Genomic DNA, 25,630 nt, shown 5'->3' with positions numbered 1-25,630 from the left:
AATCCAGAAAAAATCAATCCAATTTAATAAAAAAAACTAATGTTTAACAAATTTTTAACCCAGAGCTTGTTTTTTTAGATTAAATTTTTTAAATATTAAAAAAGTATTAAAGGATTCTGAATTTAAGTTTGGATATTTAAAAATTTATTCAAAAACAAATCAAATATTTATTGTATCTTTGCAAAAATTTTAAAATAGTTAATGAATTTATTTACGGAAACCAATTTAAGTCCTGATATCCTTAAGGCAATTGGCGAACTGGGTTACGAAAGCCCAACAGAAATCCAAAAACAGACTATCCCTTTTATTCTTTCAGATATTCGCGACTTGATCGCACTTGCGCAAACAGGGACAGGCAAAACAGCAGCGTTTTCGCTTCCGATTTTGGATATGATTGACGATACGAGTCGCAAAATCCAATTATTGGTGCTTTGTCCGACACGGGAATTATGTCTTCAGATTTCTAAAGACATAAAGAATTACTCTAAGTACATGAAAGACATCAAAACTACAGCAGTTTACGGTGGAAGCAGTATTGTAGAGCAAATGAGATCTTTAAAAGACAAACCACAGATCATTGTGGGAACTCCAGGTAGGGTCATTGACCTTATCAACAGAAAAGCATTAGATTTTTCTGCGATTCATTGGTTAGTATTAGACGAAGCTGATGAAATGCTTTCAATGGGATTCAAGGATGAATTGGAAACCATTCTAAGCGAAACTCCGGAAACGAAACAAACTTTCTTATTCTCGGCTACGATGAATAAAGAGGTGGAAAGAATTTCCAAAAACTATCTTACAAAACCACACCGTATTTCAGTAGGTTCTATCAATGAAGTGAAGAAGAACATTACGCACGAATATTATGTGGTAGGATACCGTCAGAAAAAAGAAGCATTAAAGAGATTAATTGATGCTAACCCGAATCAGTATTCCATTATTTTCTGTAGAACAAGAATGGAAACTCAGGAAGTTGCAGATTTCTTAATGCAGAACGGTTATGCAGCTGATGCTCTTCACGGAGACCTTTCTCAAGCGCAAAGAGATACGGTAATGAAGAAATTCAGATTGAAAAACATCGATATTCTTGTAGCAACAGACGTTGCGGCAAGAGGATTGGATGTAAACTCTCTGACTCACGTTATTCACTTCTCTTTACCTGATGATCCTGAAGTATTCGTTCACAGAAGTGGAAGAACAGGGAGAGCAGGAAAAGACGGTATTTCCATGGCTTTAATCAAGCCTGAAGAAAGCAGAAAACTGAAGCAAATCAAATCTGCTACTAAGATTGAAATTAACGAAAAATTCATTCCTACAGGAGAAGATATCATTAAAGCTCAGGTTGGAGGTGTTTTCGAAAAATTATTGACGGAACACGAAGATCTTTTCGAATTTGATGATAGCTTAATTCCAGATCTTAGCAACTTCACAAAAGAAGAATTAGTACACCAGTTGTTACAATTCCAATTGAAGGATCTTGCTTTATACTACAAGGATAAACATGATCTTGCTGAGCAAAAACTGAGCAGCAGAGATGATGACTATTCAAGAAGAGACCGTGGACGTGAGAGAGACCGAGATAGAGGAAGAGACAGAGACGGAAGAGACAGAGATCGTGGAAGAGATAGAGATCGTGGTGGAAAACCAAGAAGAAGAGATGAAAACATGGTAAGATTCTTCTTCAACCTTGGTAAAAAAGACCATTTGAAGAAGCTTGATGTTTTAGATATTATCAATAAGGCTACTGCTGACGGAAAGAGTAAGAAAAGAGCTGAAATCGGTGATATTGAGATTTTAGAGAAATTCTCTTTCTTTGAAGTTGAAAAATCATTCAAAGACAATGTTTTAAGTAACATTCAGTCAATGAAATTTAAAGGAAAAGATATGAGAGCTGAAGTAGCTAACTAATCCCTTTTTATACTATACAAAACCGGCAGTAATGCCGGTTTTTTTATTTGATAATCAGCAGGTAAGCGAATGTTAACAAAACTTAATGTTATATAGTTTCATGGGCAATCCTTTTTTAGGAAATTTGCACTCGAATTATAAATACTAAAAAATGGGAATTGGTAATATTTTCCACGCTTTTCAACCAAAAGATAAAATCTTCTTTGTACTTTTTGAAAAGGTAACTGAAAACCTAGTTGCAATGTCTGAAGATTTCAACACCGGGATCAAGGATTTCGATCTTAATGACGATTCAATGTTGAAAAAAATGAGTGATTTCGAACATAAAAATGATGAGCTTACTCACGAAATCTTCGTAGAACTAGGAAAAAACTTCATTACTCCTTTTGATCGTGAGGATATTCACACATTGGCAACAGGACTAGATGATATCGCTGACTATATCTATGCTTCTACAAAATATATCTTCTTATACAAATCTCCTGAGATGAAAGCGTATTCAGATTTCTCTCTATTGATTCACAAAGCATGTCTTGAAATCCAGAATGCAATGAAAAACCTTAAAGGGTTTAAGAATATGGAGCAGGTGAAAGAAGCTTGTATTAAAGTAAACTCTATTGAGAACATTGCAGATGACCTGCTTTCTAACTCAATGGTAGAATTATTTGAAACCAACGATGCTATCAACATCATTAAGGTTTCTTCTGTATTGAACTATCTTGAAATCGTAACGGATAAAGCAGAAGATGTTGCCAATACAATTGAGAACATCATGATTAAATACGCCTAAAAGATAATAATACATAGCAAAAAATGGAATTTCCGATTTTACTTGTAGTTATTATTGCGTTGGCGCTGATCTTTGATTATATCAATGGTTTTCATGATGCTGCCAATTCAATTGCAACTATAGTTTCTACAAAAGTTTTAACTCCATTCCAGGCTGTACTTTGGGCGGCACTTTGGAACTTTGCAGCTTTCTTTATTGCTGCTTACATTATTGGAGAATTCAAAATTGGTAATACAATTGCCAAAACAGTTAACGAGAATTTTATCACGCTTGAAGTAATATTTTCCGGTCTGATGGCAGCTATTGCCTGGAACCTTTTAACATGGTGGTTTGGAATTCCTTCCTCATCATCGCATACATTGATCGGAGGATTCCTGGGAGCCGCTTTAACGCATGCTTTTATGATGGACTACCATGATGTAGCGGCAGCACAGCCAGGACTTGGGATGTGGGAGACCATTAAAGAAGCTTTCATTCAGGTAACTCACCAGGGTGTGGTGAAGTTTGATAAAGTTATTCCTATCTTCTTGTTCATTTTCATGGCACCTATCATAGGGATGATTATTTCAATCATTATTACATTAATTATTGTTCACCTTTATAAAAGATCAAACCCACACAAAGCAGACAAATCTTTCAAAAGATTGCAGCTGGTTTCTTCAGCCCTGTTTAGTTTAGGACATGGTCTGAATGATGCTCAGAAAGTAATGGGAATCATTGGAGCGGCGGTAATTTACTATCACGTTAATATGCTTCAGGATACACAGTATTTGGATATTCCTTCTGCGGGACGTTTTGATTACTTTGCACAACATTATATTTGGGTTCCTTTAGTTTCATTTATTGCCATTGCTCTAGGTACTATGAGTGGGGGTTGGAAGATCATCAAAACAATGGGAACAAAGATTACTAAAGTAACTTCATTAGAAGGAGTAAGTGCAGAAACTGCAGGAGCGATTACTTTATTCATCACAGACCACTTCGGTATTCCTGTATCTACAACACATACGATTACAGGTTCTATCATTGGGGTAGGATTAACGAAAAGAATTTCAGCAGTAAGATGGGGAATTACTGTAAGCTTACTTTGGGCTTGGGTATTAACCATTCCGATTTCAGCAATAGTAGCAGGTATCACTTATCTGATTGTAACTTTCCTTTCATAAGTTAAAAATCACAATTATCATATAAACTTTGTCCATTTGGGCAAAGTTTTTTGTTTTATAAAGCCTTGAAAAATTGTATTTTTGTTCAAATTATAAGATTTTATGGAATTTTTAGACAGATACCAGCAGATTGTTGGGGAAGCCATCAATAAGTACACTTTTAAAGATAAACCTACGGAGTTATATGAGCCGATGAATTATATTATTTCCCACGGTGGAAAACGTCTTCGTCCCATTATGGTGCTGATGGCTTGTGATCTGTTTGGGGGTGACCTTAAACAGGCTATAAAACCTGCTTTGGCTATCGAGTTTTTCCATAACTTCACCCTGATTCATGATGATATTATGGATGAGGCTCCATTAAGAAGAAATAAACCTACAATTCATACATTACATGGGATCAATGTTGGAATTCTTTCAGGAGACGGATTAATGCTTAAGGCGTATAAATTCTTTGAAGACCTTGAACCTGAAATTTTCAAGGCTTGTATCAGAATCTTTACGCATACAGGACTTCTTTTATGTGAAGGCCAGCAGTATGATATCAATTTCGAAACTCAGGAAAATGTAACTTTTGATGATTATATCAGAATGATTACCTATAAAACAGGAGTATTGAGTGCTTCTTCCTTTGAGATCGGAGCTTTAATCGCTAAAGCTGATTTTAAAGATGCAAAAGCGATCTTCAATTTCGGAAAACATATTGGAATTGCATTCCAGATTATGGATGATTATCTTGATGTATTCGGAGATCAGGCTCAGTTCGGTAAAAAACACGCCGGAGATATCTATGAGAACAAAAAAACGGTTCTTTACCTATTAGCAAGAGAACATGCTACGGAAGAAGAAAGAAAAGAGCTTGATTACTGGTATTCAAAAAAGACAGACAACGTTGATAAGATCTACGGTGTTGAAAAGATCTTCCGAAGAACAAAAGTAGATGAAAAAGCCCTTCGTCTGATCGAAAAGCATAATGAGATTGGTCAAAGCTACCTTCAGAAAATTGATATTCCGGAAGAAAAGAAAAAGCCGTTTATTGAGCTTGCAAATTACCTTTTAAGAAGAGAAAGCTAAATGAGGTTGCAGATGATAGGAAGCAGGTAGTAGAATTGCCTGCTTCCTATGATTTGCCATCCTATATCTGTTATTATGAAATTCAGAACAGAAGTTGATATTCCAAAATCAGAGAAAAAGATAGAAATTGAAGATAGAATATTTTCAATCGGTTCCTGTTTTGCCTCTGAAATGACAGAATTGCTTAAAAATGGACAGCTTCAGACCTTTAATAATCCTTTTGGAACAATTTTTAATCCTTTTTCTATTAATAATGCAGTAAAAAGACTTCATGATTCTGCTTTTTATGTGGAAGAAGAACTGATTACCTATAATGAAGAATACATCTCTCTGGATCATCATACCAGTTTTGATACAAGGTATATTCATCAAACACTGGATAGGATCAATGAGGAAATTGAAGAGGGAAATGCCTTTCTCCAGGAAGCAGACTGGATTATTATTACTTACGGATCTTCTTTCATCTATGAATTTGTTCCCAAGAACAAGCTAGTCGCCAATTGTCATAAAATTCCACAGAAGTTTTTTGAGAAGAGATTATTGTCACATCAGGAACTTACAGGCTCCATTTATAATACTATTTTGGAACTTAAGGATATATGTAAAGAAGGCGTTCAGATTTTGTTTTCCGTTTCTCCGGTAAGACATACTAAAGACGGAATGGTGGAGAATCAGCTGAGTAAATCCAAATTGATTACCGCAATTCATGAGTCCATATCACTGTTTGAAGACTGTCATTATTTGCCTGTCTATGAGATTTTGATGGACGACCTTAGGGATTATCGTTTTTATAAAGAAGATATGATCCATCCAAGTACTCAAGCTGTTAATTATATTTTTGATAAGTTTGGAGACTCTTATTTTTCAGAAGAGACTAAAGAATTCATTAAAGAAAATTTTAAGATCATGAGAGCACTGGAGCATAGGACGAACGATACAAAAGATCCGAAATTTATCGAATTCAGAGAAAAATTAGATCAGAGAATCGATATTCAACGCAAAAAGGTAAAACATAAAATATTTTAAATGCCTGATTTTACCAGAATTGATTATCTGAAAAATGGAAACGAAAGGCAGAGAAGAGCTTATGAAGTTCTTACAAAGCATCGTATTCTTGGAAAATTAAAAGATTATTCACCCATTTTAGCAGGAACTATTCCTATTGAAATTGATATAGAAGGAAGTGATCTGGATCTTATTTTTGAGGTGGATCTAGCATTTGAAGAAGATTTTCTAGATGATTTAATGTTTAGTCGGTTTATTCCTCATGATGTAGAAGTGGAATATCCTATCGTAAATGGTGAAAAATGTATTACATTAAATTTTATGTTAGAAGGATTTCCTATTGAAATTTTCGGACAGAATAAACCTACCACTCAGCAAAACGCCTATCTTCATATGATTGCTGAACACAAAATATTACAGGAAAAAGGAGAAGAGTTTAAACAAAAAATAATAGAGCTTAAAAAACAGGGAATCAAAACAGAACCGGCATTTGGAATACTGCTTGGACTTGAAAATCCTTATGAAGATCTATTGAAATTTTAAATATAATGATTGATACACATACCCATTTATACGCGGAAGAATTTGATGAAGATAGAAAAGAAGCTATTCAAAGAGCTTTACATAAAGGAATTACAGAATTCTACCTTCCTGCTATTGATTCCGAATCTCATGAGAAAATGCTGCAGCTGGAAACTGAATATCCAGGACAGATTCTTTCAATGATGGGACTTCACCCTTGTTATGTAAAGCCAGAGTCTTGGGAAAAAGAATTAGAAATCGTTAAAAATTATCTTGACCAGAGACATTTTCCAGCCATTGGAGAGATAGGAATTGATTTGTATTGGGATAAGACCACTTTAGACATTCAGGTAAAAGCTTTTGAACAGCAAATCGACTGGGCAATAGAAAAAGACCTGCCGATTGTGATTCATACCAGAGAAAGCTTTGATGAAACGTTCGAAGTACTGGAAAGAAAAAAACATCCAAAGTTAAGAGGAATTTTCCATTGCTTTTCCGGAAATCTGGAACAGGCTCAGCATGCAATTGACCTGAACTTTATTTTAGGAATTGGTGGAGTAGTGACTTTTAAAAATGGAAAAATAGATCAGTTCTTGAGCGAAATTTCTTTAGATAAAATTGTCTTGGAAACAGATTCACCTTATTTAGCACCGGTGCCGCACAGAGGAAAAAGAAATGAAAGTTCTTATCTTGATCTTGTTGCCGGAAAATTAGTGAATATTTACGGGAAGGACTTCTCCGAAATAGATAGGATCACTACAGAAAATGCGCGAAATCTTTTTAAAGCCGACTCATAATGAACGGAATTCAAAAGTTTGTAAAAGGTAACCAGCTTAACAGTATTCTTCTGTTTGCTGTTTATTTTGTTGTTAATCTTTTATTCCTGACAAAATATGGCATTAGGCAATCTTTTGTTCCTCTCAGCATCTTAGTTGTTGTTTTTTCTGTAGCTAATTTATTTTTGTTTTTAGCGGGAAAATGGGAAAGGCTTAAGAAAATAATATCGGGAAAGTTGGTATATATCCTGATTGGAGGAATAGCTGTGGCTTATATTGCATTATGTCATGTGATGAAAGATCCTTACAAAATGAATATAGACCGATGGCAGACTTTAGAGTTTTCTTTAGAATATTGGACCAAAGGAAAATATATTTATGATACCCCGAATTTTATGGGGAATCTGTCTTCCTATCTTCCGGGGCAGTTGCTTCTGGCCAGTATATTCTATTTTATAGGAAATGTAGGATACCTTCAGGTAGCCGCATTTTTATTGTTTTCATACACGATCTGTCTTGAATTTAAAAATAATTTTATCAGGTTTATTGGCATATTGATGCTAGGCGTATCTTTAGCGTACATTTACGATGTAGTCTGTAAAAGTGATTTTATTGCTTCTTTTATTGCCGTAGCAGCCTTTATGCTCTTTTGGCATAGTCAATTTAAACATAATTATTTTCAAAAGCCGATTTTGCTTGGAATAGGCATCGGTATTCTGTGTCTTACCAGAAGTGTAGCCATTATTCCGTTGATTATTTTCCTGTTAAGACCTTTTATGAACACTGGTTGGGAAAAGAAAATTAAATTTGGAATAAGTTATCTGCTCACTGTAGCCATATTATTAGCCACTGTTTTTCTACCAGCCAAAAATATGGATCATTTGTTACAGTATAACCCTTTAACTCTTCAGGGACAAAGCAATAAATATGTGATGTTATTCTTTATTGTGTTGGCTATTCTGGCATCATTTTATGCTAAAAGAATAGAAACTGTATTTTCTTTTTCAGCTTATATTACATTTTTAGTCATGGTAAGTTTTGTTACCGAGAAATATTTGATCTTGGGTTTTGATTTTCAGAGTAATTTCTTTTCTACTACCTATCTGGCAGCCTGTTTACCTTTTTGTATTATAGGATATTGTTATACCAAACGAAAAGAATTGGATAGAAATTAATAAGTTATAATAAAAAATAAACCCCTTTCAAAATGAGAGGGGTTTGCTTTTTATTTTTTTCTGGTGAAATTTTTGTTCTTAGGCTTTTTAAATCCGGTAGAAGGAGTTTCAGAAGATGTTGGCTTCTTTTTATTTCTATTATTGTTAGGTCTTGAGTTGTTGCTAGGCCTTTGTGGTCTCTCAGAACCTGCAGAAGCTGGTTTGTTATTAGAATCTCTTTTCTGTGCTACCAGATCATCCGTATGGAATGGGTGGTTCTTGATAACAGGAATCTTCTTTCCGATCAGTTTCTCCGTATTTTTCAGATTAAGAAGATCCAGTCCATCTACAAAAGAAATAGAAGATCCTTCAGCTCCGGCTCTTCCTGTTCTTCCGATTCTGTGTACATAAGTTTCAGAAACGTCAGAGAGCTCAAAATTGATAACGAATTTTAATTCATCAATATCAATTCCTCTTGCAGCAATATCGGTAGCAACAAGAACTCTGGTTTTCCCTGATTTGAAGTTATTAAGGGCATTCTGTCTCGCATTTTGAGATTTGTTCCCATGGATCGCTTCTGCAGAGATATTATCTTTTTGAAGCTTTCTGGCAATTTTATCAGCACCATGTTTTGTTCTCGAAAATACCAATACAGAATCTGCAATGTCATTTTGAAGAATATGAGATAAAAGATTCAGTTTGTTTTCCTTTTCTACAAAGTAAACAGATTGCTGAATAGTATCTGCAGTAGAAGAAACAGGGGTTACTTCTACCTTTACAGGATTGTTCAGGATAGAATTAGCCAGTTTCTGAATTTCTCCCGGCATTGTTGCAGAGAAGAATAAAGTCTGCCTTTTCTGTGGCAATAGCTTGATGATTCTTTTTACATCATGTACAAATCCCATGTCAAGCATTCTGTCTGCTTCATCAAGAACGAATATTTCAAGATTTCTTAAGCTGATAATTCCTTGAGCAATAAAGTCAAGAAGTCTTCCTGGTGTAGCCACCAAAATATCAACCCCTCTTTTTAGAGCAGCTTCCTGGTTTCCTTGTTTTACTCCTCCGAAAATAACAAGTTCCTTTAACGGAAGATATTTACCGTAAGCATTAATGTTCTCTTCAATCTGGATTGCCAACTCTCTGGTAGGCGTAAGGATTAAAGCTTTAATATTTTTGTTCGGTATTTTATTTTTAGATAGATTCTGCAAAATAGGAATAGCAAATGCTGCTGTTTTTCCTGTTCCGGTTTGTGCACAGCCTAAAAAGTCTCTGCCTTGTAATATTTCAGGAATAGATCTTTCCTGAATGGGTGTTGGAGTCGTATATCCCTGTTCCTGGATTGCCTTAGCAATAGGTTCTATTAAGTTTAAGTCTGTAAAATTCAAATGAATTATTTTAAAATTTAAATAAAAATTCCTTCGGTTTGAAAGAATTACATCCTGCAAAGGTAGTTTAAAATTTTAAGAATTTGATTTTAAGCTTCAATAACCTGTTTTTTGGAAAGAGTTCAGCTCATTTATCTATCAAAAAAAGACTGCTCCAGGCAGGAACAGTCGTATATTATTGAAAATGTATGTTTTATTTAAATCGATATCCTACACCAGCTTGTAGAAAACCAACTTTTGTAGGCACGGTATTACTTTTATTCATTTCAAAGAAATTGAAATTGTATCGGGCATCCACAAAGAACTTTTCAGTAATTTTATACTCTGCACCAAGGAAAGGGAAAAGATTTACTGTTTTTAAGCCTTCAGATTCTCCGGTATCTTCACCAAACATAGTGCTGATTTTTGTTTTTGATGAAATATTAAATCCGATATTCATTCCCACGGAAGCAGAAAATTTTGGAATAAAATAATATTTTGCTGAAATAGGAACCTGTACCTGATTAATTTTATAATCAAATTTCATATCCCCTACATCTACAATTTCATTACCTACCAGTTGGGTCCATGGGTATGAAATACTGCCCCCTAATTGAGTATATAATACTTCTGCCTGTACACTAAATTGAGATGAGATCGGTTTTTCAGCAACTATACCAGCATAGAAATAAGATTTTGAATCCAGTTTTTCTCCGTAAAATTTCATACTGGATAACGAATAGCCTCCTTTTACTCCAAAGCTTATGGATTTTGAAGAGTTCTGTGCATTACTAAAGGCCGAAGCAGCCAATAATAAAATGAAAAAAAAGTTTTTCTTCATGTTTCTTGATTAATAGTTTTATAAAAAAATAATTCCTTGTAGAAAGGAATTATTATGCAAAAGTAAATTAAATATTTTAAAAAGTACTATTGTACCTTAGTCCAGTTCTGATTCTTTCTTAAGTTTTCAAAAAATTGATAGACTTCAGAAAGCTTTTGGCTTCCACGTTTGCCATAATCTTCTACATTTTTTGAAGTACCATCAGTAAAGTTGATTCGTAAATAAGAGGTAGGTAGATCTGTAATGTTTTTTTTACCGTATTTGTCATTTAGATTTTTTACCTCTAAACCATCCAGTAAACTGATGAGTTTATTGTAATCAGACTCTTTAATGGTTCCTTTAAAAGTTCCCTCACGAGGTTTTGAAAATTCATCTTTTGAAGGCTTATCATTAAAATTAAAATGTTCTGCTTCAAAGACTGCTGTTCTGTCCGGATTGATCGTCATTGTAAATACAGGACAGAATCCGAAACATGGAGTTGCCTGGTATTCAATTTTAGAATATTTTGAATTGACTTTCTGAGAAGTACAGGAAAATATAAATATAAAAGCACAAAGGCCTAGGACATATTTCATAGCTTACAATTTTATAGACACTCTTTCAATAATTGTTCCAATTTAAAATAAGCTGAAAAGAAAATTAATTGTCAACTGGAAATATAAAAATTCAACCCTTGGAATAAAAAAATAAAGAGAAGTAATTTTACTTCTCTTTATTTATATTGTTAAATCAAATTTCAAATCTGATATTATCCATGCAGTTGTTTCCAGATAGCATCTTTCAGTTCTACAAGGCCTTCTCCGGTAACTCCAGAAAAGAATAAAGGCTGTTTATTTTCTGGGAATTCAGCAGCGATCTCTTTTTTCAGCTCATCATCCAAAAGATCGGATTTTGAAACAGAAACAATGAAATCTTTATCTAAAAGCTCAGGGTTATATTCCTTCAATTCATTTTCAAGAATCTTGAATTCCTGGAAGTGATCTTCAGAATCTGCAGGAATTAAAAATAACAGGATTGAGTTTCTTTCGATATGTCTAAGGAATCTGTGTCCTAAACCTTTTCCTTCTGCTGCTCCTTCAATGATTCCTGGAATATCAGCCATTACAAATGATTTGTAATTTCTGTAATCCACGATCCCAAGGTTAGGAGTAAGGGTTGTAAAGGCGTAGTTGGCAATCTTAGGTTTTGCTGCAGAAACAGAAGCTAGAAGTGTAGATTTTCCAGCATTAGGAAATCCAACCAGTCCTACGTCGGCTAAAATTTTAAGTTCGAAGACTATATAGCCTTCCTGTCCGTCCATTCCAGGCTGAGCATATCTTGGGGTTTGATTGGTAGAAGATTTGAAGAATTCATTTCCTCGTCCTCCTTTTCCACCTTCCATCAAAATGATTTCCTGTTTGTCTTCAAGGATCTCGCCGATAATTTCTCCTTCTTCATTTTTAGCGATCGTTCCGATAGGAACATCAATATAAATATCAGAACCGTCAGCACCGGTAAGCTGGTTTTTTGCTCCGTTTTCACCACGTTCTGCTTTTATGTGACGGGTGTATCGAAGCGGAAGTAAAGTCCATTCCTGAGCATTTCCTCTCATTATAACGTGTCCTCCACGACCTCCGTCGCCTCCATCGGGACCACCTTTAGGAATATACTTTTCACGGCGAAGGTGGGCAGAACCAGCACCTCCGTGTCCGCTTTTACAATGGATCTTTACGTAATCTACAAAGTTAGACATATAGTATTTGTTACGAGTTGCGAGCTACGGGATAAAAATACGAATCCCGTATCCCGAACCTCGATTATTTAATTTTCTCTACTTCAGCGAAAAGTTTCTGGGAAATTTCGTTAATTTCCCCTACGCCGTTTACTTCAACATATTTACCTTGTTGTTTGTAAAGTTCGGCTACTTCTGCTGTTTTAGTATAATATTCTTTAATTCTGTTTTCAATGATCTCTACATTGCTGTCATCCGATCTACCGCTGGTTTCTCCTCTTTTCAGAAGTCTTTCCACCAAAATTTTATCCTCTACGATCAATGAAAGACAGATGTCGATCTCGTCGTTAAGTTCTTCTTTAACGATTTTTTCCAGTGCTTCTGTTTGCGCAGTCGTTCTTGGATAACCATCAAAGATAAAACCATTAGTGTCGGTAGGTTTTCTGATCTCGTCAATCAGCATATCTGTTGTTACCTGATCCGGAACCAATTCTCCCTTATCGATGTATGACTTAGCCAGTTTTCCTAGTTCAGTGTCATTTTTCATATTGTATCTGAAAAGATCACCTGTTGAAACCTGCTTTAGATTAAATTTCTCGATTAGATTCTGAGCTTGTGTTCCTTTTCCACTTCCTGGAGGGCCGAACAGAACTATGTTTATCATAATGTTGTTTCGCTTCCGGCAATGAGCGGCTGCTTCTTGCTTTTAGCTTTATTTAGTTAATATTTTACTTTATTTAATATTTAAAGCTAAAAGCCAAGTAGCTAATAGCTATAGGCATTTAATGATTGATTTGTCCGTCTTCTAATTGATACAAATTAGGTAGGTTTCTTCCTAATTCATCATAATCCAATCCATAACCAAGAACAAATTTATTTGGAATTTCTTTTCCAATATAGTCCAGTTTGAAATCCTTCTTGTAAATTTCAGGTTTCAATAAGAAACTTGCTAGTTTTACAGACTTAGGACGTTGTGTTTCCTGGAAATATTTGAAAAGACTTTCAACCGTATTTCCTGTATCAACGATATCTTCTACAAGGATGATGTGACGATCTTTTACATCTTTTGTAAGCTCCATTTTTTGGTAAACAATTCCTGTAGATTCAGTTCCTACATAAGAACTCATTTGTAGGAAAGCGATTTCGCATTCCCCAGGATAATATTTTAAAAGATCTGAGAAGAACATGATAACTCCATTCAAAACACCAATGAAAACAGGAACTTCGTCTTTGTAATCTTCATAAATTCTTAATGCGGTCTCTTTTACAATTTCCTGAATTTCGGCATCCTTTAAATAAGGAACGAAAGTTTTGTCGTGAACTTTAATACTTTCCATAAAAATTTTTAGTAGGCGGCAAAGTTACGGATTTTTGATTTTTCATTAAAATCTTTTTGTGTTTAATCACAGATTTATACTATATTTGTTCTTTCAAAACCCATAAATACAGACATGTAGGATATAATTTCTTTCAGATTCAATGAAGCGGTAACCCATGAGTTACCGGTGTTTAACCTTTATTAAGAAAGAAATCATGATTTTACTGCAAAATATATCCTTTGGGTTTCCGGGAGGAAATCTCCTTTTTAATCATATCAATTTAACAATACAATCTAATACCAAATCAGCTTTGGTAGGGAGTAACGGCACGGGAAAATCTACCTTGCTGAAGATCATAGCGAACGAAATACAGCCATTGAATGGTACGATAAACATTCAGGGCGATATTTTTTATATTCCCCAAATGTTTGGGAATTTTAATCATTTAAGCATCGCAGAGTGTCTGAATATAGATCAAAAGCTTGCTGCTCTTGAAAAAATTACGAGTGGGGAAGTACATGAGCAATATTTTGAAGTCCTCAATGACGATTGGGATATTGAAGAACGTTGCCAGAACGTATTACAATACTGGAATCTTCAGGATTTTGATTTAAACCAAAAGCTAGAAGGGCTAAGTGGTGGCCAGAAGACCAAAGTCTTTCTTGCCGGAATCCAGATCAATCAACCTGATGTCATTATTTTGGATGAGCCGACCAATCATCTGGATTTAGAAGGAAGAAAACTATTGTATGACCTTATTGAAAAGGTAAATGCTACTGTTTTAATGGTGAGTCACGACAAAACATTGCTCAATCTGGTAGATGCAATTTTTGAACTAAGTAATCAGGGAATTGCTACATATGGAGGAAACTTTGATTTCTATGCAGAACAGAAAGAAGTGGAAGATGAAGCTTTACAAAACGACATTCATGCCAAGGAACGGGCATTGAAAAAGGCAAAAGAAAAAGAACGCGAAACCCTAGAACGTAAGCAAAAGCTTGATGCCAGAGGCAAACAAAAACAGGAAAAATCAGGTGTTGCCAGAATTATGATGAATACCCTTAGGAATAATGCAGAGAAAAATACCTCAAAGCTGAAAAGTGTCCATACAGAAAAGATCAGTGGAATTTCAGGAGAATTGAGAGATTTGCGTTCTTCTGTAAAGAATTCTGATCAGATGAAGGTCAATTTTAATGATTCCGGGTTGCATTCCGGGAAAATCTTAATTACAGCTGAAGGTATTAATTTTAGTTATGGAAATGAAAAATTATGGAAAGAAAACCTTGATTTTGAAGTGCGAAGTGGTGACCGAATTTCCATTAAGGGCTCCAATGGTTCAGGAAAAACAACCTTGATAAAAATGTTACTGGGGAATATTAAACCTACCATTGGAAATATTAACAGAGCAGAATTCAATAGTATTTATATTGATCAGGAATATTCCCTGATTAATAATAATCTGACAGTTGATGATTTTGTACAAACCTTTAATGATAGTGCATTACCGGAATCAGAAGTGAAGACTTTGTTGTCCAGGTTTCTGTTCTATAAGGATACATGGGATAAAAAATGTGGGGTTTTAAGTGGAGGAGAACGTCTGAGGTTACTTTTGTGCGGGCTTTCCATCAGTAATAAAACTCCTGATATGATTATTCTTGATGAACCTACGAATAATCTGGACTTGCAAAATGTTGAAATTCTGACCAATTCTATTAAGGATTATCTTGGAACATTGCTGGTGATCTCACATGATGAAGTTTTTCTGGAAGAGATTGGAATTGGCTGGGAAGTTGTGCTGGAATAGTTTATTTCTCGCAGATTTGATGGATCTGGCAGAACTTTATGAGTGTTTTTATCTGTAAAAGCTGTAAGAAAATTCAATAGGAGCGGGCTTTAGCCCGCTATAAAATAAATGATCAAATTCAATGGGCTTTAGCCCAAACATAAAAAACAATATCCTGGAAATAGCTTCCAGGATATTTTATATCTGTCGATTCAAAAATTACTTTTTTGTTTTCTTAATCGCATCCAGATAAATTTTCTTGATGCTGTTCTTTTCCTCTTTTTCACTGATATTCTCAAGTGCCGGAAGAAGCGTTGTATTATGTGGTGTTTTCAGTTTCAAAATTTCTCCCAATGCAAAAGCGGCACTCCAGCGGACAACCGTTCCTTCATGTTCAGTATTTGTAATCAAATTGGTAATGGCCAGATTCAGGCTCTGGGGAAACAATTGAGCGGTATTGCCAATTACTTTAGCACTTTCCCATTTTATTCTGGGTGCTTTTTCAGTAAGAGTTTGGGTAACAAATGTGAATACGGTTTCATCGGCTAGGTTAGGATTCTGTTTGGTAGCATATTCCATAGCTTCTATACAGCTTCCTTTTACTGGATCTTTTGCTTTTTCAGCAAAGGCTATTAATTCGTCTGTAGGAAGTGAATTGTCGATAATCCATTTACTGATGATATCTGTCTTTTCCTTGGCTTTGGTGGTTTTGTCTTTAAAAAGGTCTTCTATAGTCATGGTATTGATTTTAATTTTTCCAGCGTTCTAATTTAGGAATTCCTTTTGAAAATAAACCGGCCAGAAAACCTGGAAAGCCCATATCTTTCATTTTATTTTTTACAAATTCCTGCATCTCTATTGCTGTGATCTCTGGCTGTTTAAACTGTCCTTTTTCATAGCAATAATCGCAATAGATTGTGCTTATAGAATCGTCTGTATTAGTTCCGCCTCCATTAGGTGATTTTTTCAGAGGTATTCCGCAGCTCTGACAATTTTTGTATACTTTATCCATATTGTATGATATTTTGGACAAAAGTAAATAGGGCGACTGTCAACCCTATGTCAGTCTGATTTTTTTATACGAAAGTTTGGAAGCTAGAGGCTGGAAGAGGGAAGTTATGGATATTGGAAGTAGGAGTGTATAGTCTATTTATTCATTTAATTTTAAAAAATAGTTATTACAAAGATTTTCAGAAGACATTTATCTAGCAGAAACTTCCAGCCTCCCTCTTCCTGCTTCCATCCTAACTACGTCAAAGAACTAATATACTCCTCAAGAGTAAAATGCACCTCTTTTTTAAATGACTGTTCTGTATTCTTCAAATCCTGAATCTGTAAAACTTTAAAATCCCGGTATTCATTTCTTTTCCAGCACCATGCGATCAGATGCCATTGATTGGTGTAAAAGCTCATTCCGATGGGTTCAATTTCCCTTTCACTGGCTTCATTTGAGTTATTGAGATAACTTATTTTTAAAATCTGCTTATCAACAATAGCATTCTGGATAATGGTAAGATGATCTTTACTGCGATCAGTCTCAGGGGAAACATAGATGCCAATCTTTTTCTGTAGTTGATCTGCTTTTTCCTTTTCAGAATATCGTAAAACAGATTTTATCTTGTCTATTGCATTGAAGACGTTTTTCTGTATTGTTTTATCTGTATAACGTTCAGCCAATTTGGAAATCATGATCAAAGCATTGGCTTCATCACTGGTCAGAAGAACTGGAGGAAGAAAGAAACCCTGTAAGACGGTATAGCCTTTCTGTGGCTCATAATCAATAGGAACTCCAATTTCACCTAGCGCTTTAATGTCCCTGTAAACTGTTCTGATACTGATCTCATATTTATCAGCAATATAATCAGCAGTTACAAACTTTTTAGATTGTAAAGTGGTAAGTATGGAAATCAGACGGTCAATTCTGTTCATTATTTTAAAACATGAGTTTCAAAAATATAAATTATTAGGAATATGACAGCCATTGCTTACGAAGCAATCTTTAGAAATTCAGTTGCAATATTTTTTATCTCTCACAGACTTGTATAAATACTAATCCGCTCAATTTGTAAACTCAATATCCGTCATTTTAGATGGAGCGCACGGAATGAAGAATCTCAATATAGAAAGAGTCTCATAGATTTCGCAGATGTTTTTCATATAATTTTAATCTGCATAATTAGCAAAACCAGCGAGAGTCTATTTACAATGCTTCAATATCCAATCATAAATCTCATTCAGAACCTGTTCCCGTATTTCCTCATTGAGAATCTCATGACGCATTTCCGGATAAATATTTGCATCCACATCCTGAAATCCATCAGATTTTAGATTGTGAACAGTAAGCATAACTCCCTTACTGAAATCACCAATAGGATCATTCTGCCCGCTTACAAATAGAAAAGGAAATGACGGCGAAATAGAAGCAGCCCAATTCTTAGATGTAGCTCTTTTATAGACTGTAAATAAAGTATAAAAAGCATTGTGAGTAAAAGGAATTCCACACAATTTATCCTGTTCAAAAGCTTTTCTGTTTTTAGGATTAATGCTGAGCCAGCTTGTATCACCAAAATCTTTATCTTTCTTAAACTGTTTATTATTTACTTTTGTAAAAATAGAATTTAAAAAAGTACGATGCTTTGGAGCGATCATATTGGCTAATGATAAATAACTTCTTAATAGATCAATACCAGGCAAAGGGCCACCAGTTCCGGTAATAATGGCTCCTGTAAACTTATTACTAGCTTTCTGAAGAAGACAACGAGTAATAAAAGATCCCATAGAATGTCCCAGAATAAAATGAGGAACATTCGGATATTGCCCAGCAAGATGATCGGCCATCATTTCCACATCAGCAATCAATCTTTCATCCGGTTTTTCAAGTTGAAAAAAACCAATCTCGCTTTTATCTTTTACAGACTTTCCATGACCCAGATGATCATACGTCAGTACTGCAATGCCATGGTTTGCAAAATACTCTGCTATTTCTGTATATCTTCCACTGTGTTCCTGCATGCCGTGAACGATGAGAAGGGTGGCTTTTGTGTTTTCCGGAGAAAATAGAGTATGGAAAAGCTGGGATTTACTGTTTATATTTGATGGCAGGTATGCTGATTTTTGAGATGTAGTCATTAGAAGTGTTTAAATATTATACTATTTTATCTTGATGTCAGGAAGTTTATAGCTTCCTACAGCTTCAATCAATTGATTAGGATTCGCTTTCAGATTTTTAAAAAACTGATCCATATTCTCTTTATATCCTCTCTGGCTTATTGCAAAAAGCAAAAGCCCATTGTTGGTACTATTGCTGATAAGTTTGTAGCGGTAGACGTTTCTTTCCGCAATTAGAATTTCCTTTCCATCTTTTGAATTTTCACTGATCAGAAAATCTAAAATATATTCTCCATTCTTTTCAAGAACTTGGTAATTAACAATCGGATTGATTTTTTTCATTTCGTCAAGTTCAGTTATTTTGTGGTCAATAACTTCTTTAAGGTTAAAATCCCCTTTTATAAAGTCAATCAAGACCATGCTGTTGTACTTTTTAAGATTGTCCTTAGATTCTATATATTCCTGTTTGAAGTAGACCTCATTAGGATGTGAACTCCAAACCAGGTTATAAACCTTTTGTCCTATATTGATAGGGTTAGGTATTCCTAAATATTCATCCACCTTATTTTTATTTTGTGCTTTTAAACAAAATATAGGAATGATCAGAAATAGGAACAGAATTTTAAATTTCATATAGGTAAATTTATTGTATAGTAAATATAGACCATTTGGAATAAACATAAAAGCAGAATTGATCTTCAGGAGTGATGGTTTTATGGGTTTTTATTTATAAAATATTGTTAATCAATGAATTTGTATAGGTGTCTTAGGCTTCCAATTCTATGATTTTCACCCTGGCTCAAAATAAATATCCCCTATAATTTGGCTGTCATTTTTTTTAAAAGTAATTTTGCACGAATCTTAAAACAAAAGTAAAATATGTCAACTTATGTAGTTGTAGGTCTTCAGTATGGAGATGAAGGTAAAGGTAAAATCACGGATGTTTTATCTGCAAAATCAGACTATGTAGTGCGTTTCCAAGGGGGAGACAACGCAGGTCACACGGTTTATGTTGGTGAGGAAAAATTCGTTCTACACCTTCTTCCTTCAGGAGTTCTTCAATGCAAAGGGAAATGTATCATTGCGAACGGAGTAGTGGTAAACCCTAAGTCTTTTATTAGAGAAGTTGGTCAGATCGAGAGCAAAAACTTGAGAACAGATCACATTTTTATCAGCAGAAGAGCGCATGTTATCATGCCTTACCACATCCTTTTGGATACTTACCGTGAAGAGGAACACGGCGGAACTCAGATCGGAACAACCAAAAAAGGAATCGGACCTTGCTATGAAGATAAAATCGCAAGAGTCGGAATCAGAATGGTTGACCTATTAAACCCTGAGATTTTAAGAGATAAAATTGAGAAAAACCTAAAAGTTAAGAACTCTCTTTTTGAAAAATATTACGGAAAACCAGCTTTAGATGTTGAAGAGATCTATAATGAATATTTAGAAATCGGAAAACAGCTTCAGGATAGAATCGTTGATACTGAATTAGAATTAAACGAAGCGATCAGAGACGGTAAAAATGTTTTATTTGAAGGAGCTCAAGCATTAATGCTTGATATTGACTTCGGTACTTATCCATACGTAACTTCATCTTCTCCATCTACAGGAGGAGTTTGTTCAGGAGCAGGAGTTCCACCAACGTCACTTCAAAACCTGATCGGTGTGGCAAAAGCATACTGTACAAGAGTAGGAAACGGGCCTTTCCCATCTGAATTAGATAATGAATTAGGTGAGAAAATCAGACAAATTGGAGGTGAATTCGGTGCTACTACAGGGAGACCAAGAAGAACAGGTTGGTTAGACCTTGTATCTTTGAAGCATGCTTGTATGATCAACGGAATCAATAACCTTGTTATTACCAAGCTTGATGTTCTTACAGGAATTGAAAACCTTAAAATCGTTACGCACTACAAAACTGAAGACGGAAAAATTATTGATTACTTTACTTCGTCAACAGAGAAGTTGTATAACTATGAGCCAATCTATCAGGATTTACCAGGTTGGGCGGAAGATATCACAAAAGCGAGAAGCTATGATGAACTTCCAGACAATGCTCAGAAGTACATCGAGTTTATTGAAAAATACTTAGGAATTAATGTATATTTAGTTTCTGTAGGTCCTGAAAGAAGTCAGAACATTATCAGAAAAGAATTATTCTAATATTCTTAGAACATAATAAAGTATAAAGAGACTGTCCGATTTGATGGTCTCTTTTTTTGTCTAAAAATGAATGAGCTTTCGTTTTATTTTGCTTATCCAACCATGTCAAGGTTTTAAACCTTGACATGGTTGTACTGAGATTTTACTTGGCAATACTCATTTTATAATCCTCTTTTATTTTAAATATTTACAATTTATTAAGAGTACATTTAAACTGTAAGGGAATAATTTCAGTTTTGAATTTTTGTATACTTTTGTTTTAAGAAAAAGCGTAAATGAAATATATGGAAGAAAATAAAATACCCCAGCGTTTTCTGGACAATATTGTAATTAGCTTATACTTTACGATTGCATATGCTGTTTTACTAAGTGTTTATTTAGGATTCCCAATAAATATCCGCAGTAATTTTCTGCTGATGTTATTTGTTGTTTGTAGTTTGCTGTTTAGTGTTGCTGCTATATATTTTGCCGCTAAAAGCTATAAAAAAACAAAGATCAGTTCAGTAATTCTCATTATTATCAATGCGGTGGGATTATTAATACCATTGATAATGGTACTGATGATTTTTACGTAACTCAATATTTTGATGGATTTTAGGTGTGTATTTTCAATGTTTAAAATGTTAAATTTTAAACATTTTCATAAAATTTTATAATATTATGTTGTTTTGATAAAATTCTGGCAGATCTTTTGATATTGAAACATTGCTTATCGATAAGAACTAATCAAACTAATAATCACATTTTTTAACAGTTTAAATAGTAATAGTGATGAAACACCAGAATCAAAACCAGGAATTTCGCTTCAACGAAGTTCTTTTTGAGCACCGAAACAAAGAATACGGTGCCTATGTATTAAGAAACGAATCAGATAGAATATTAACCAAAGCACTTTTTATAGGAGTAAGCCTAATGGCGGCAGTCTCTCTAACACCAGCGGTAATTTCTGCCTTTAAAACAGACGCACCTGTCCAGAGAACCGGAGATGACGGAAAGAGAATCTTTCATGTGGTTGATGTACCGGAGAAAGATCCACCTGTGACCATTACACCTGTAAAACCAGCATCTGCGCCTGATAAAAAAACATTTGACAGCACAGTTCCAACACCATCAAGTACAGCTCAGGACAATGTGAAAAAGATCCTGTTCCGGATGATGCTGTAGCAGGCTTTACAGATCATTTTAAAGGCGAGGTGGTGACTCCGAATACCCATGTAACGACAACTGTACCTACTGGGTCGGTAATCAATACTCCGCCGCCAGCCATTCAGGATCCTGTAGATAAGACTAAGATTGTAGACGCAGGCGATCTTGGGGTAGAAGCCAGCTTTAAAGGCGGTATAGACTCTTTCAGAACAAAGTGATGAACAACTTCGATGGATCAAGTATTGAATCAGAAGAACTAATAAAAACTACGGTTACGTTCATTGTAGAAATGGACGGAACAATCTCAGGGGTAAAAGCTAACGGAACCAATGCCGATTTTAACAATGAGGCAATCAGAACAGTGAAGGCAATTTCAAACAAAGGAATCTGGATTCCTGCCAAAAATAAAAAAGGTGAATTTGTAAGAAGTTACTTCAAGTTTCCAATCTCCATGAAGTTTGATAATTAATATCAAAAATCAATTTTTAATAGTTATCCACAAAGAATTTTTTTTGTGGATAATTTTTTTTATCGTTAAATTGCTTATTAACAATATTTTAACTCAATTTTGATTTTCTCCATCTATCGGGAGCAAAGAAAAAAGTGTATTTTTGAAACTTAAAGTTCTAATAATGGCAAAAATCATAGGTATTGCTAATCAAAAAGGTGGGGTAGGAAAAACTACTACCGCTGTAAACTTGGCAGCAGCATTAGGAGTATTGGAAAAAAAAATATTGATCATTGACGCTGACCCTCAGGCCAATGCTACATCTGGTTTGGGAGTAGAAGATGTTCAGTATTCCACATATAATCTACTGGAGCATAGTGCGGATACAAGGGTTTGTATCAAAGAACGGCAACGCCGAATCTGGATATTATTCCATCACATATTGACTTGGTAGCAGCGGAAATCGAATTGGTAGACAAAGAAGATCGTGAATATATGCTGAAAAAAGCATTAGCGAGTGTAAGGGATGATTATGACTATATTATCATAGACTGTGCACCGAGTTTAGGTTTGATTACAGTAAATGCCCTTACAGCAGCAGACTCGGTAATTATTCCGATTCAGTGTGAGTACTTTGCATTAGAAGGGCTTGGGAAGCTTTTGAACACCGTTAAAAACGTTCAGAAGATCCATAACAAAGATCTTGGAATAGAAGGTCTTCTTCTTACCATGTATGATAGCAGATTAAGACTATCTAATCAGGTAGTAGAAGAAGTAAATCTTCACTTCCCGGAAATGGTTTTTGAAACCATCATCAGCAGAAATGTAAGATTGAGTGAAGCTCCGAGCTTCGGAGAAAGTATCCTGAACTATGATGCCGAAAGTAAAGGGGCTGTTCAGTATATTCAGTTAGCTGAAGAAGTTCTTTTAAAGAACGAAAACTTAATAAAGAATTAAATTAATAATAATGGCCAATAGGTGAATGGTAGCCATCACTTAACAAACATCATTTATCAATTATATCTATGAAGGACAAAAAAAGAGCTATGGGACGCGGCTTGGGCGCCATTTTAAGTGCAGAATCCAAAGCAACTGTCAACTCCGCTACAGATGAGGGAGCAGACAAGTTCGTGGGAAATATTGTAGAAGTTGCGCTTGAAGATATATATCCGAACCCGACGCAGCCGAGAACTTATTTTGATGAAAAAGCATTAGAGGAATTAGCACAGTCTATTAAAAACTTAGGGATCATCCAACCAATTACCTTAAGAAAAGACGGTGAGAAATTTGAGATCATATCCGGGGAAAGACGTTACAGAGCAAGTAAAATTGCTGGTTTAACGACAGTTCCTGCGTACATCCGTTTAGTAAATGATCAGGAGCTTCTTGAAATGGCTCTTGTTGAAAACATTCAGAGAGAAGATCTTGATGCTATTGAAATTGCTCTTACTTATCACAGGCTTTTAGAAGAAATAGGTCTTACTCAGGAAATCTTAGCCAGAGAATAGGGAAAGATAGAAGTACAATTACCAATTCAATCAGATTGTTAAGATTGAATCCGGATATTCAGAATGCTATCAGAAGCGGTGAAATTTCTGCTGGACATGGGAGAGCAATCATCAGTCTTGAAAGTGAAGAAAACCAACAGATTTTATTCGATCTGATCATTAAAGAAAAGCTGAATGTACGTCAGGCTGAACAAGCTGCGGCTGCATTTAAAAATCCAAAATCTCCGGCTGCTAAAAAAGTAAGTGCCGAGTTATCCAATAACTATAAAAGAGCTCAGAAGACCATTGCTGACATCCTGGATGTAAAAGTGGAGATCAAAGCTTCTGGAAATGGTAAAAAAGGTAAAATTGTCCTGGACTTCAAAAATGAAGAAGAACTGGAATATATTTTATCCCATATTAAATAAATGAAGAAAATATTTTTCACATTTTTCTTGTGTATTGCTGTATTGGCTTACTCACAAGTTGCGCCTATTGATACTGTTCGGGTACAGACACCTCCGAAAGAGGAACTTCGTTTGGTAAAACCAACCAAAACAGAAGCAAAGATTATCGAAGATCTGGAAAAAGCCAATGGGCCTACCAAAAAAACGATAAACTTAATCCTACCAGAGCAGGATTGTATTCTGCAGTATTGCCGGGATTAGGGCAGTTCTACAACAAGAAATACTGGAAGATCCCAATTGTTTGGGGAGCAGTAGGAGCTGGAGTAGGTATTGCTGTATGGAATGATAATCAATACAGGAAATACCGCGAATATTATGTGGCCAAATTAAATGGCACACCTAATGAATTCGTGGATGCTCGCCCTTGGCTAGATAAGAAAGCGTTAGGAAATGCGCAGGATAGGGCAAAAAGACAAAGAGATTATGCTATTGCCATTACAGGACTGATCTATATTTTAAATATTGTAGATGCAGTAGTGGACGCTCATCTTTATGAAAGCCGCCATGACCCTGATCTGACTTTTAAGCCATCTGTGATTCAGGACCAATATGGTTTTGATTCTCCAAAAACAGGATTCGCTTTAAGTTATAGATTTTAATATATAATACATACAGAGAACCGAAAGGTTGAATGTAACAATAAATAAAAAAGATTACATGAAAATAGCATTAGTTGGTTACGGTAAAATGGGTAAGATCATTGATGAGATCGCACAGAAAAGAGGTCACGAAGTTGTTGCCCGCCTGAAGGAAACCCCAACTGCTGAAAATCTTAACAATCCAGATGTTGTGATCGAATTTTCCTTACCGGAAGTTGCATACGACAATATCAAAGCTTGCCTTGAAAATAAAACTCCGGTAATTTGCGGAACCACAGGATGGCTGGAGAAAAAAGCTGAAATAGAAAAATTAGCGGTAGATAATGATACCGCATTTTTATATGGTTCGAATTTTAGTTTAGGCGTTAACTTATTTTTTGCTTTAAACGAAAAACTGGCTGGTCTGATGAAGAATGTAGATGAATACTCTTGTCAGCTGGAAGAAATTCACCATATCCATAAAAAAGATGCCCCAAGCGGAACTGCCATCTCTATCGCAGAAGGAATTATCAATAACAATTCGAAATTTGACGCGTGGAAACTGGAAGAAACAGAAGGAACTCAGCTTGGAATTTTCGCAATTCGCGAAGATGAAGTACCTGGAACTCATAGTGTCTTCTATAGAAGTGAAGTGGATGAAATTGAGATCAAACATACTGCATTCAACAGAAATGGCTTTGCATTAGGAGCGGTAGTTGCAGCTGAGTGGATCAAAGACAAAAAAGGAAACTTCGGAATGAAGGATGTTTTAGGACTTTAATTGTAACAAATTCTGTAAATTGCAGACCAATATGAA

General features: G+C 35.1%; 28 protein-coding genes and 2 pseudogenes. 19 read left to right on the top strand and 11 right to left on the bottom strand.

Going from position 1 to position 25,630, the window contains the following annotated elements; translation table 11 throughout:
- The first annotated feature begins 201 nt into the window (after positions 1 to 201).
- The 8 genes from QWZ06_RS20290 (at position 202) to QWZ06_RS20255 (ending at position 8,416) form a co-directional block, all read left to right on the top strand.
- Complete coding sequence (locus tag QWZ06_RS20290) at positions 202 to 1,908, top strand: DEAD/DEAH box helicase (RefSeq protein WP_290300838.1); 1,707 nt, start codon at positions 202 to 204, stop codon at positions 1,906 to 1,908.
- Between the two features lie 151 nt (positions 1,909 to 2,059).
- Entirely contained in the window at positions 2,060 to 2,698 is a 639-nt protein-coding gene (locus QWZ06_RS20285; protein ID WP_042723220.1) for a DUF47 domain-containing protein, read from the top strand.
- Positions 2,699 to 2,721: 23 nt separating this feature from the next.
- Positions 2,722 to 3,864 carry an inorganic phosphate transporter gene (locus tag QWZ06_RS20280; RefSeq protein WP_290300834.1) on the top strand — a complete coding sequence of 381 codons (1,143 nt, stop codon included), beginning with the start codon at positions 2,722 to 2,724 and terminating at the stop codon, positions 3,862 to 3,864.
- 102 nt (positions 3,865 to 3,966) lie between these two features.
- On the top strand, positions 3,967 to 4,938 hold the full coding sequence (locus tag QWZ06_RS20275; protein ID WP_290300833.1) for a polyprenyl synthetase family protein: 972 nt from the start codon (positions 3,967 to 3,969) through the stop codon (positions 4,936 to 4,938).
- A 75-nt stretch (positions 4,939 to 5,013) separates the two neighbouring features.
- On the top strand, positions 5,014 to 5,964 hold the full coding sequence (locus tag QWZ06_RS20270; protein WP_290300831.1) for a GSCFA domain-containing protein: 951 nt from the start codon (positions 5,014 to 5,016) through the stop codon (positions 5,962 to 5,964).
- The gene (locus QWZ06_RS20265; RefSeq protein ID WP_290300830.1) at positions 5,965 to 6,486 is read left to right on the top strand and encodes a DUF4269 domain-containing protein; all 522 of its coding nucleotides are present in this window, start codon (positions 5,965 to 5,967) and stop codon (positions 6,484 to 6,486) included.
- A 5-nt stretch (positions 6,487 to 6,491) separates the two neighbouring features.
- On the top strand, positions 6,492 to 7,262 hold the full coding sequence (locus tag QWZ06_RS20260) for a TatD family hydrolase (RefSeq protein ID WP_290300827.1): 771 nt from the start codon (positions 6,492 to 6,494) through the stop codon (positions 7,260 to 7,262).
- Complete coding sequence (locus QWZ06_RS20255) at positions 7,262 to 8,416, top strand: hypothetical protein (protein WP_290300825.1); 1,155 nt, start codon at positions 7,262 to 7,264, stop codon at positions 8,414 to 8,416. Before QWZ06_RS20260 ends, QWZ06_RS20255 begins: the two co-directional genes overlap by 1 nt.
- 50 nt (positions 8,417 to 8,466) lie before the next feature.
- Here the strand turns inward: QWZ06_RS20255 and QWZ06_RS20250 are convergent, their stop codons facing one another.
- The 6 genes from QWZ06_RS20250 to QWZ06_RS20225 all read right to left on the bottom strand — a co-directional run bounded on the left by QWZ06_RS20250 (position 8,467) and on the right by QWZ06_RS20225 (position 13,648).
- Positions 8,467 to 9,780 carry a DEAD/DEAH box helicase gene (locus QWZ06_RS20250; protein WP_290300823.1) on the bottom strand — a complete coding sequence of 438 codons (1,314 nt, stop codon included), beginning with the start codon at positions 9,778 to 9,780 and terminating at the stop codon, positions 8,467 to 8,469.
- A gap of 193 nt (positions 9,781 to 9,973) precedes the next feature.
- A complete protein-coding gene (locus QWZ06_RS20245; protein WP_290300822.1) occupies positions 9,974 to 10,600 on the bottom strand; it encodes a porin family protein in 627 nt (208 codons plus the stop codon).
- 86 nt (positions 10,601 to 10,686) lie between these two features.
- Positions 10,687 to 11,175 (bottom strand): DUF6438 domain-containing protein, encoded by a 489-nt coding sequence (locus QWZ06_RS20240; RefSeq protein ID WP_290300820.1) that lies wholly within the window; start codon positions 11,173 to 11,175, stop codon positions 10,687 to 10,689.
- Positions 11,176 to 11,348: 173 nt separating this feature from the next.
- A complete protein-coding gene (gene obgE / locus QWZ06_RS20235) occupies positions 11,349 to 12,332 on the bottom strand; it encodes a GTPase ObgE (RefSeq protein WP_290300818.1) in 984 nt (327 codons plus the stop codon).
- Between the two features lie 64 nt (positions 12,333 to 12,396).
- Complete coding sequence (locus QWZ06_RS20230; protein WP_103293606.1) at positions 12,397 to 12,975, bottom strand: adenylate kinase; 579 nt, start codon at positions 12,973 to 12,975, stop codon at positions 12,397 to 12,399.
- Positions 12,976 to 13,093: 118 nt separating this feature from the next.
- Positions 13,094 to 13,648, bottom strand: a complete 555-nt coding sequence (locus QWZ06_RS20225; protein WP_045494079.1) for a phosphoribosyltransferase — start codon at positions 13,646 to 13,648, stop codon at positions 13,094 to 13,096.
- Between the two features lie 196 nt (positions 13,649 to 13,844).
- Here QWZ06_RS20225 and QWZ06_RS20220 point away from each other — a divergent pair, with 196 nt between their 5' ends.
- Positions 13,845 to 15,434, top strand: coding sequence for an ABC-F family ATP-binding cassette domain-containing protein (locus QWZ06_RS20220; RefSeq protein WP_290300811.1), 1,590 nt, complete (start codon positions 13,845 to 13,847; stop codon positions 15,432 to 15,434).
- A gap of 198 nt (positions 15,435 to 15,632) precedes the next feature.
- Here QWZ06_RS20220 and QWZ06_RS20215 read toward each other — a convergent pair whose 3' ends face one another.
- The 5 genes from QWZ06_RS20215 to QWZ06_RS20195 form a co-directional block, all read right to left on the bottom strand.
- Positions 15,633 to 16,151 carry a HEAT repeat domain-containing protein gene (locus tag QWZ06_RS20215; RefSeq protein ID WP_290300810.1) on the bottom strand — a complete coding sequence of 173 codons (519 nt, stop codon included), beginning with the start codon at positions 16,149 to 16,151 and terminating at the stop codon, positions 15,633 to 15,635.
- A 10-nt stretch (positions 16,152 to 16,161) separates the two neighbouring features.
- A complete protein-coding gene (locus QWZ06_RS20210) occupies positions 16,162 to 16,425 on the bottom strand; it encodes a zinc ribbon domain-containing protein (RefSeq protein ID WP_290300808.1) in 264 nt (87 codons plus the stop codon).
- Positions 16,426 to 16,661: 236 nt separating this feature from the next.
- The gene (locus QWZ06_RS20205) at positions 16,662 to 17,342 is read right to left on the bottom strand and encodes a helix-turn-helix transcriptional regulator (protein ID WP_290300806.1); all 681 of its coding nucleotides are present in this window, start codon (positions 17,340 to 17,342) and stop codon (positions 16,662 to 16,664) included.
- A gap of 267 nt (positions 17,343 to 17,609) precedes the next feature.
- Complete coding sequence (locus tag QWZ06_RS20200) at positions 17,610 to 18,542, bottom strand: alpha/beta fold hydrolase (protein ID WP_290300804.1); 933 nt, start codon at positions 18,540 to 18,542, stop codon at positions 17,610 to 17,612.
- Between the two features lie 21 nt (positions 18,543 to 18,563).
- Positions 18,564 to 19,154 (bottom strand): HI_0983 family protein, encoded by a 591-nt coding sequence (locus QWZ06_RS20195; protein WP_290300802.1) that lies wholly within the window; start codon positions 19,152 to 19,154, stop codon positions 18,564 to 18,566.
- Positions 19,155 to 19,400: 246 nt separating this feature from the next.
- On the opposite strand from QWZ06_RS20195, the gene QWZ06_RS20190 reads away from it, so the two are divergent.
- The 10 genes and pseudogenes from QWZ06_RS20190 (at position 19,401) to dapB (ending at position 25,594) form a co-directional block, all read left to right on the top strand.
- Positions 19,401 to 20,687: an adenylosuccinate synthase gene (locus tag QWZ06_RS20190; RefSeq protein WP_068941636.1), complete on the top strand. Its 1,287-nt coding sequence runs from the start codon at positions 19,401 to 19,403 to the stop codon at positions 20,685 to 20,687.
- Positions 20,688 to 20,971: 284 nt separating this feature from the next.
- Positions 20,972 to 21,262: a hypothetical protein gene (locus tag QWZ06_RS20185; RefSeq protein ID WP_290300797.1), complete on the top strand. Its 291-nt coding sequence runs from the start codon at positions 20,972 to 20,974 to the stop codon at positions 21,260 to 21,262.
- A 196-nt stretch (positions 21,263 to 21,458) separates the two neighbouring features.
- Positions 21,459 to 21,851 carry a hypothetical protein gene (locus QWZ06_RS20180; protein ID WP_290300795.1) on the top strand — a complete coding sequence of 131 codons (393 nt, stop codon included), beginning with the start codon at positions 21,459 to 21,461 and terminating at the stop codon, positions 21,849 to 21,851.
- A 32-nt stretch (positions 21,852 to 21,883) separates the two neighbouring features.
- On the top strand, positions 21,884 to 22,051 hold the full coding sequence (locus QWZ06_RS20175; RefSeq protein ID WP_290300793.1) for a hypothetical protein: 168 nt from the start codon (positions 21,884 to 21,886) through the stop codon (positions 22,049 to 22,051).
- Positions 22,051 to 22,302 (top strand): energy transducer TonB, encoded by a 252-nt coding sequence (locus QWZ06_RS20170; RefSeq protein WP_290300791.1) that lies wholly within the window; start codon positions 22,051 to 22,053, stop codon positions 22,300 to 22,302. The genes QWZ06_RS20175 and QWZ06_RS20170 overlap by 1 nt, the downstream gene beginning before the upstream one ends.
- 163 nt (positions 22,303 to 22,465) lie before the next feature.
- Positions 22,466 to 23,238: pseudogene (locus QWZ06_RS20165) on the top strand (ParA family protein).
- A gap of 68 nt (positions 23,239 to 23,306) precedes the next feature.
- Positions 23,307 to 24,196 (top strand): annotated as a pseudogene (locus QWZ06_RS20160) (ParB/RepB/Spo0J family partition protein).
- Positions 24,197 to 24,436, top strand: a complete 240-nt coding sequence (locus QWZ06_RS28245; protein ID WP_435384131.1) for a hypothetical protein — start codon at positions 24,197 to 24,199, stop codon at positions 24,434 to 24,436.
- Positions 24,409 to 24,834: a DUF5683 domain-containing protein gene (locus QWZ06_RS20155; protein ID WP_435384130.1), complete on the top strand. Its 426-nt coding sequence runs from the start codon at positions 24,409 to 24,411 to the stop codon at positions 24,832 to 24,834. Before QWZ06_RS28245 ends, QWZ06_RS20155 begins: the two co-directional genes overlap by 28 nt.
- A gap of 58 nt (positions 24,835 to 24,892) precedes the next feature.
- A complete protein-coding gene (gene dapB / locus QWZ06_RS20150) occupies positions 24,893 to 25,594 on the top strand; it encodes a 4-hydroxy-tetrahydrodipicolinate reductase (protein ID WP_290300789.1) in 702 nt (233 codons plus the stop codon).
- The last annotated feature ends 36 nt before the right edge of the window (positions 25,595 to 25,630 follow it).

It is taken from the genome of Chryseobacterium tructae, assembly GCF_030409875.1.
GTDB lineage: Bacteria > Bacteroidota > Bacteroidia > Flavobacteriales > Weeksellaceae > Chryseobacterium > Chryseobacterium tructae.
This window is presented reverse-complemented; position numbering and strand designations above follow the sequence as displayed.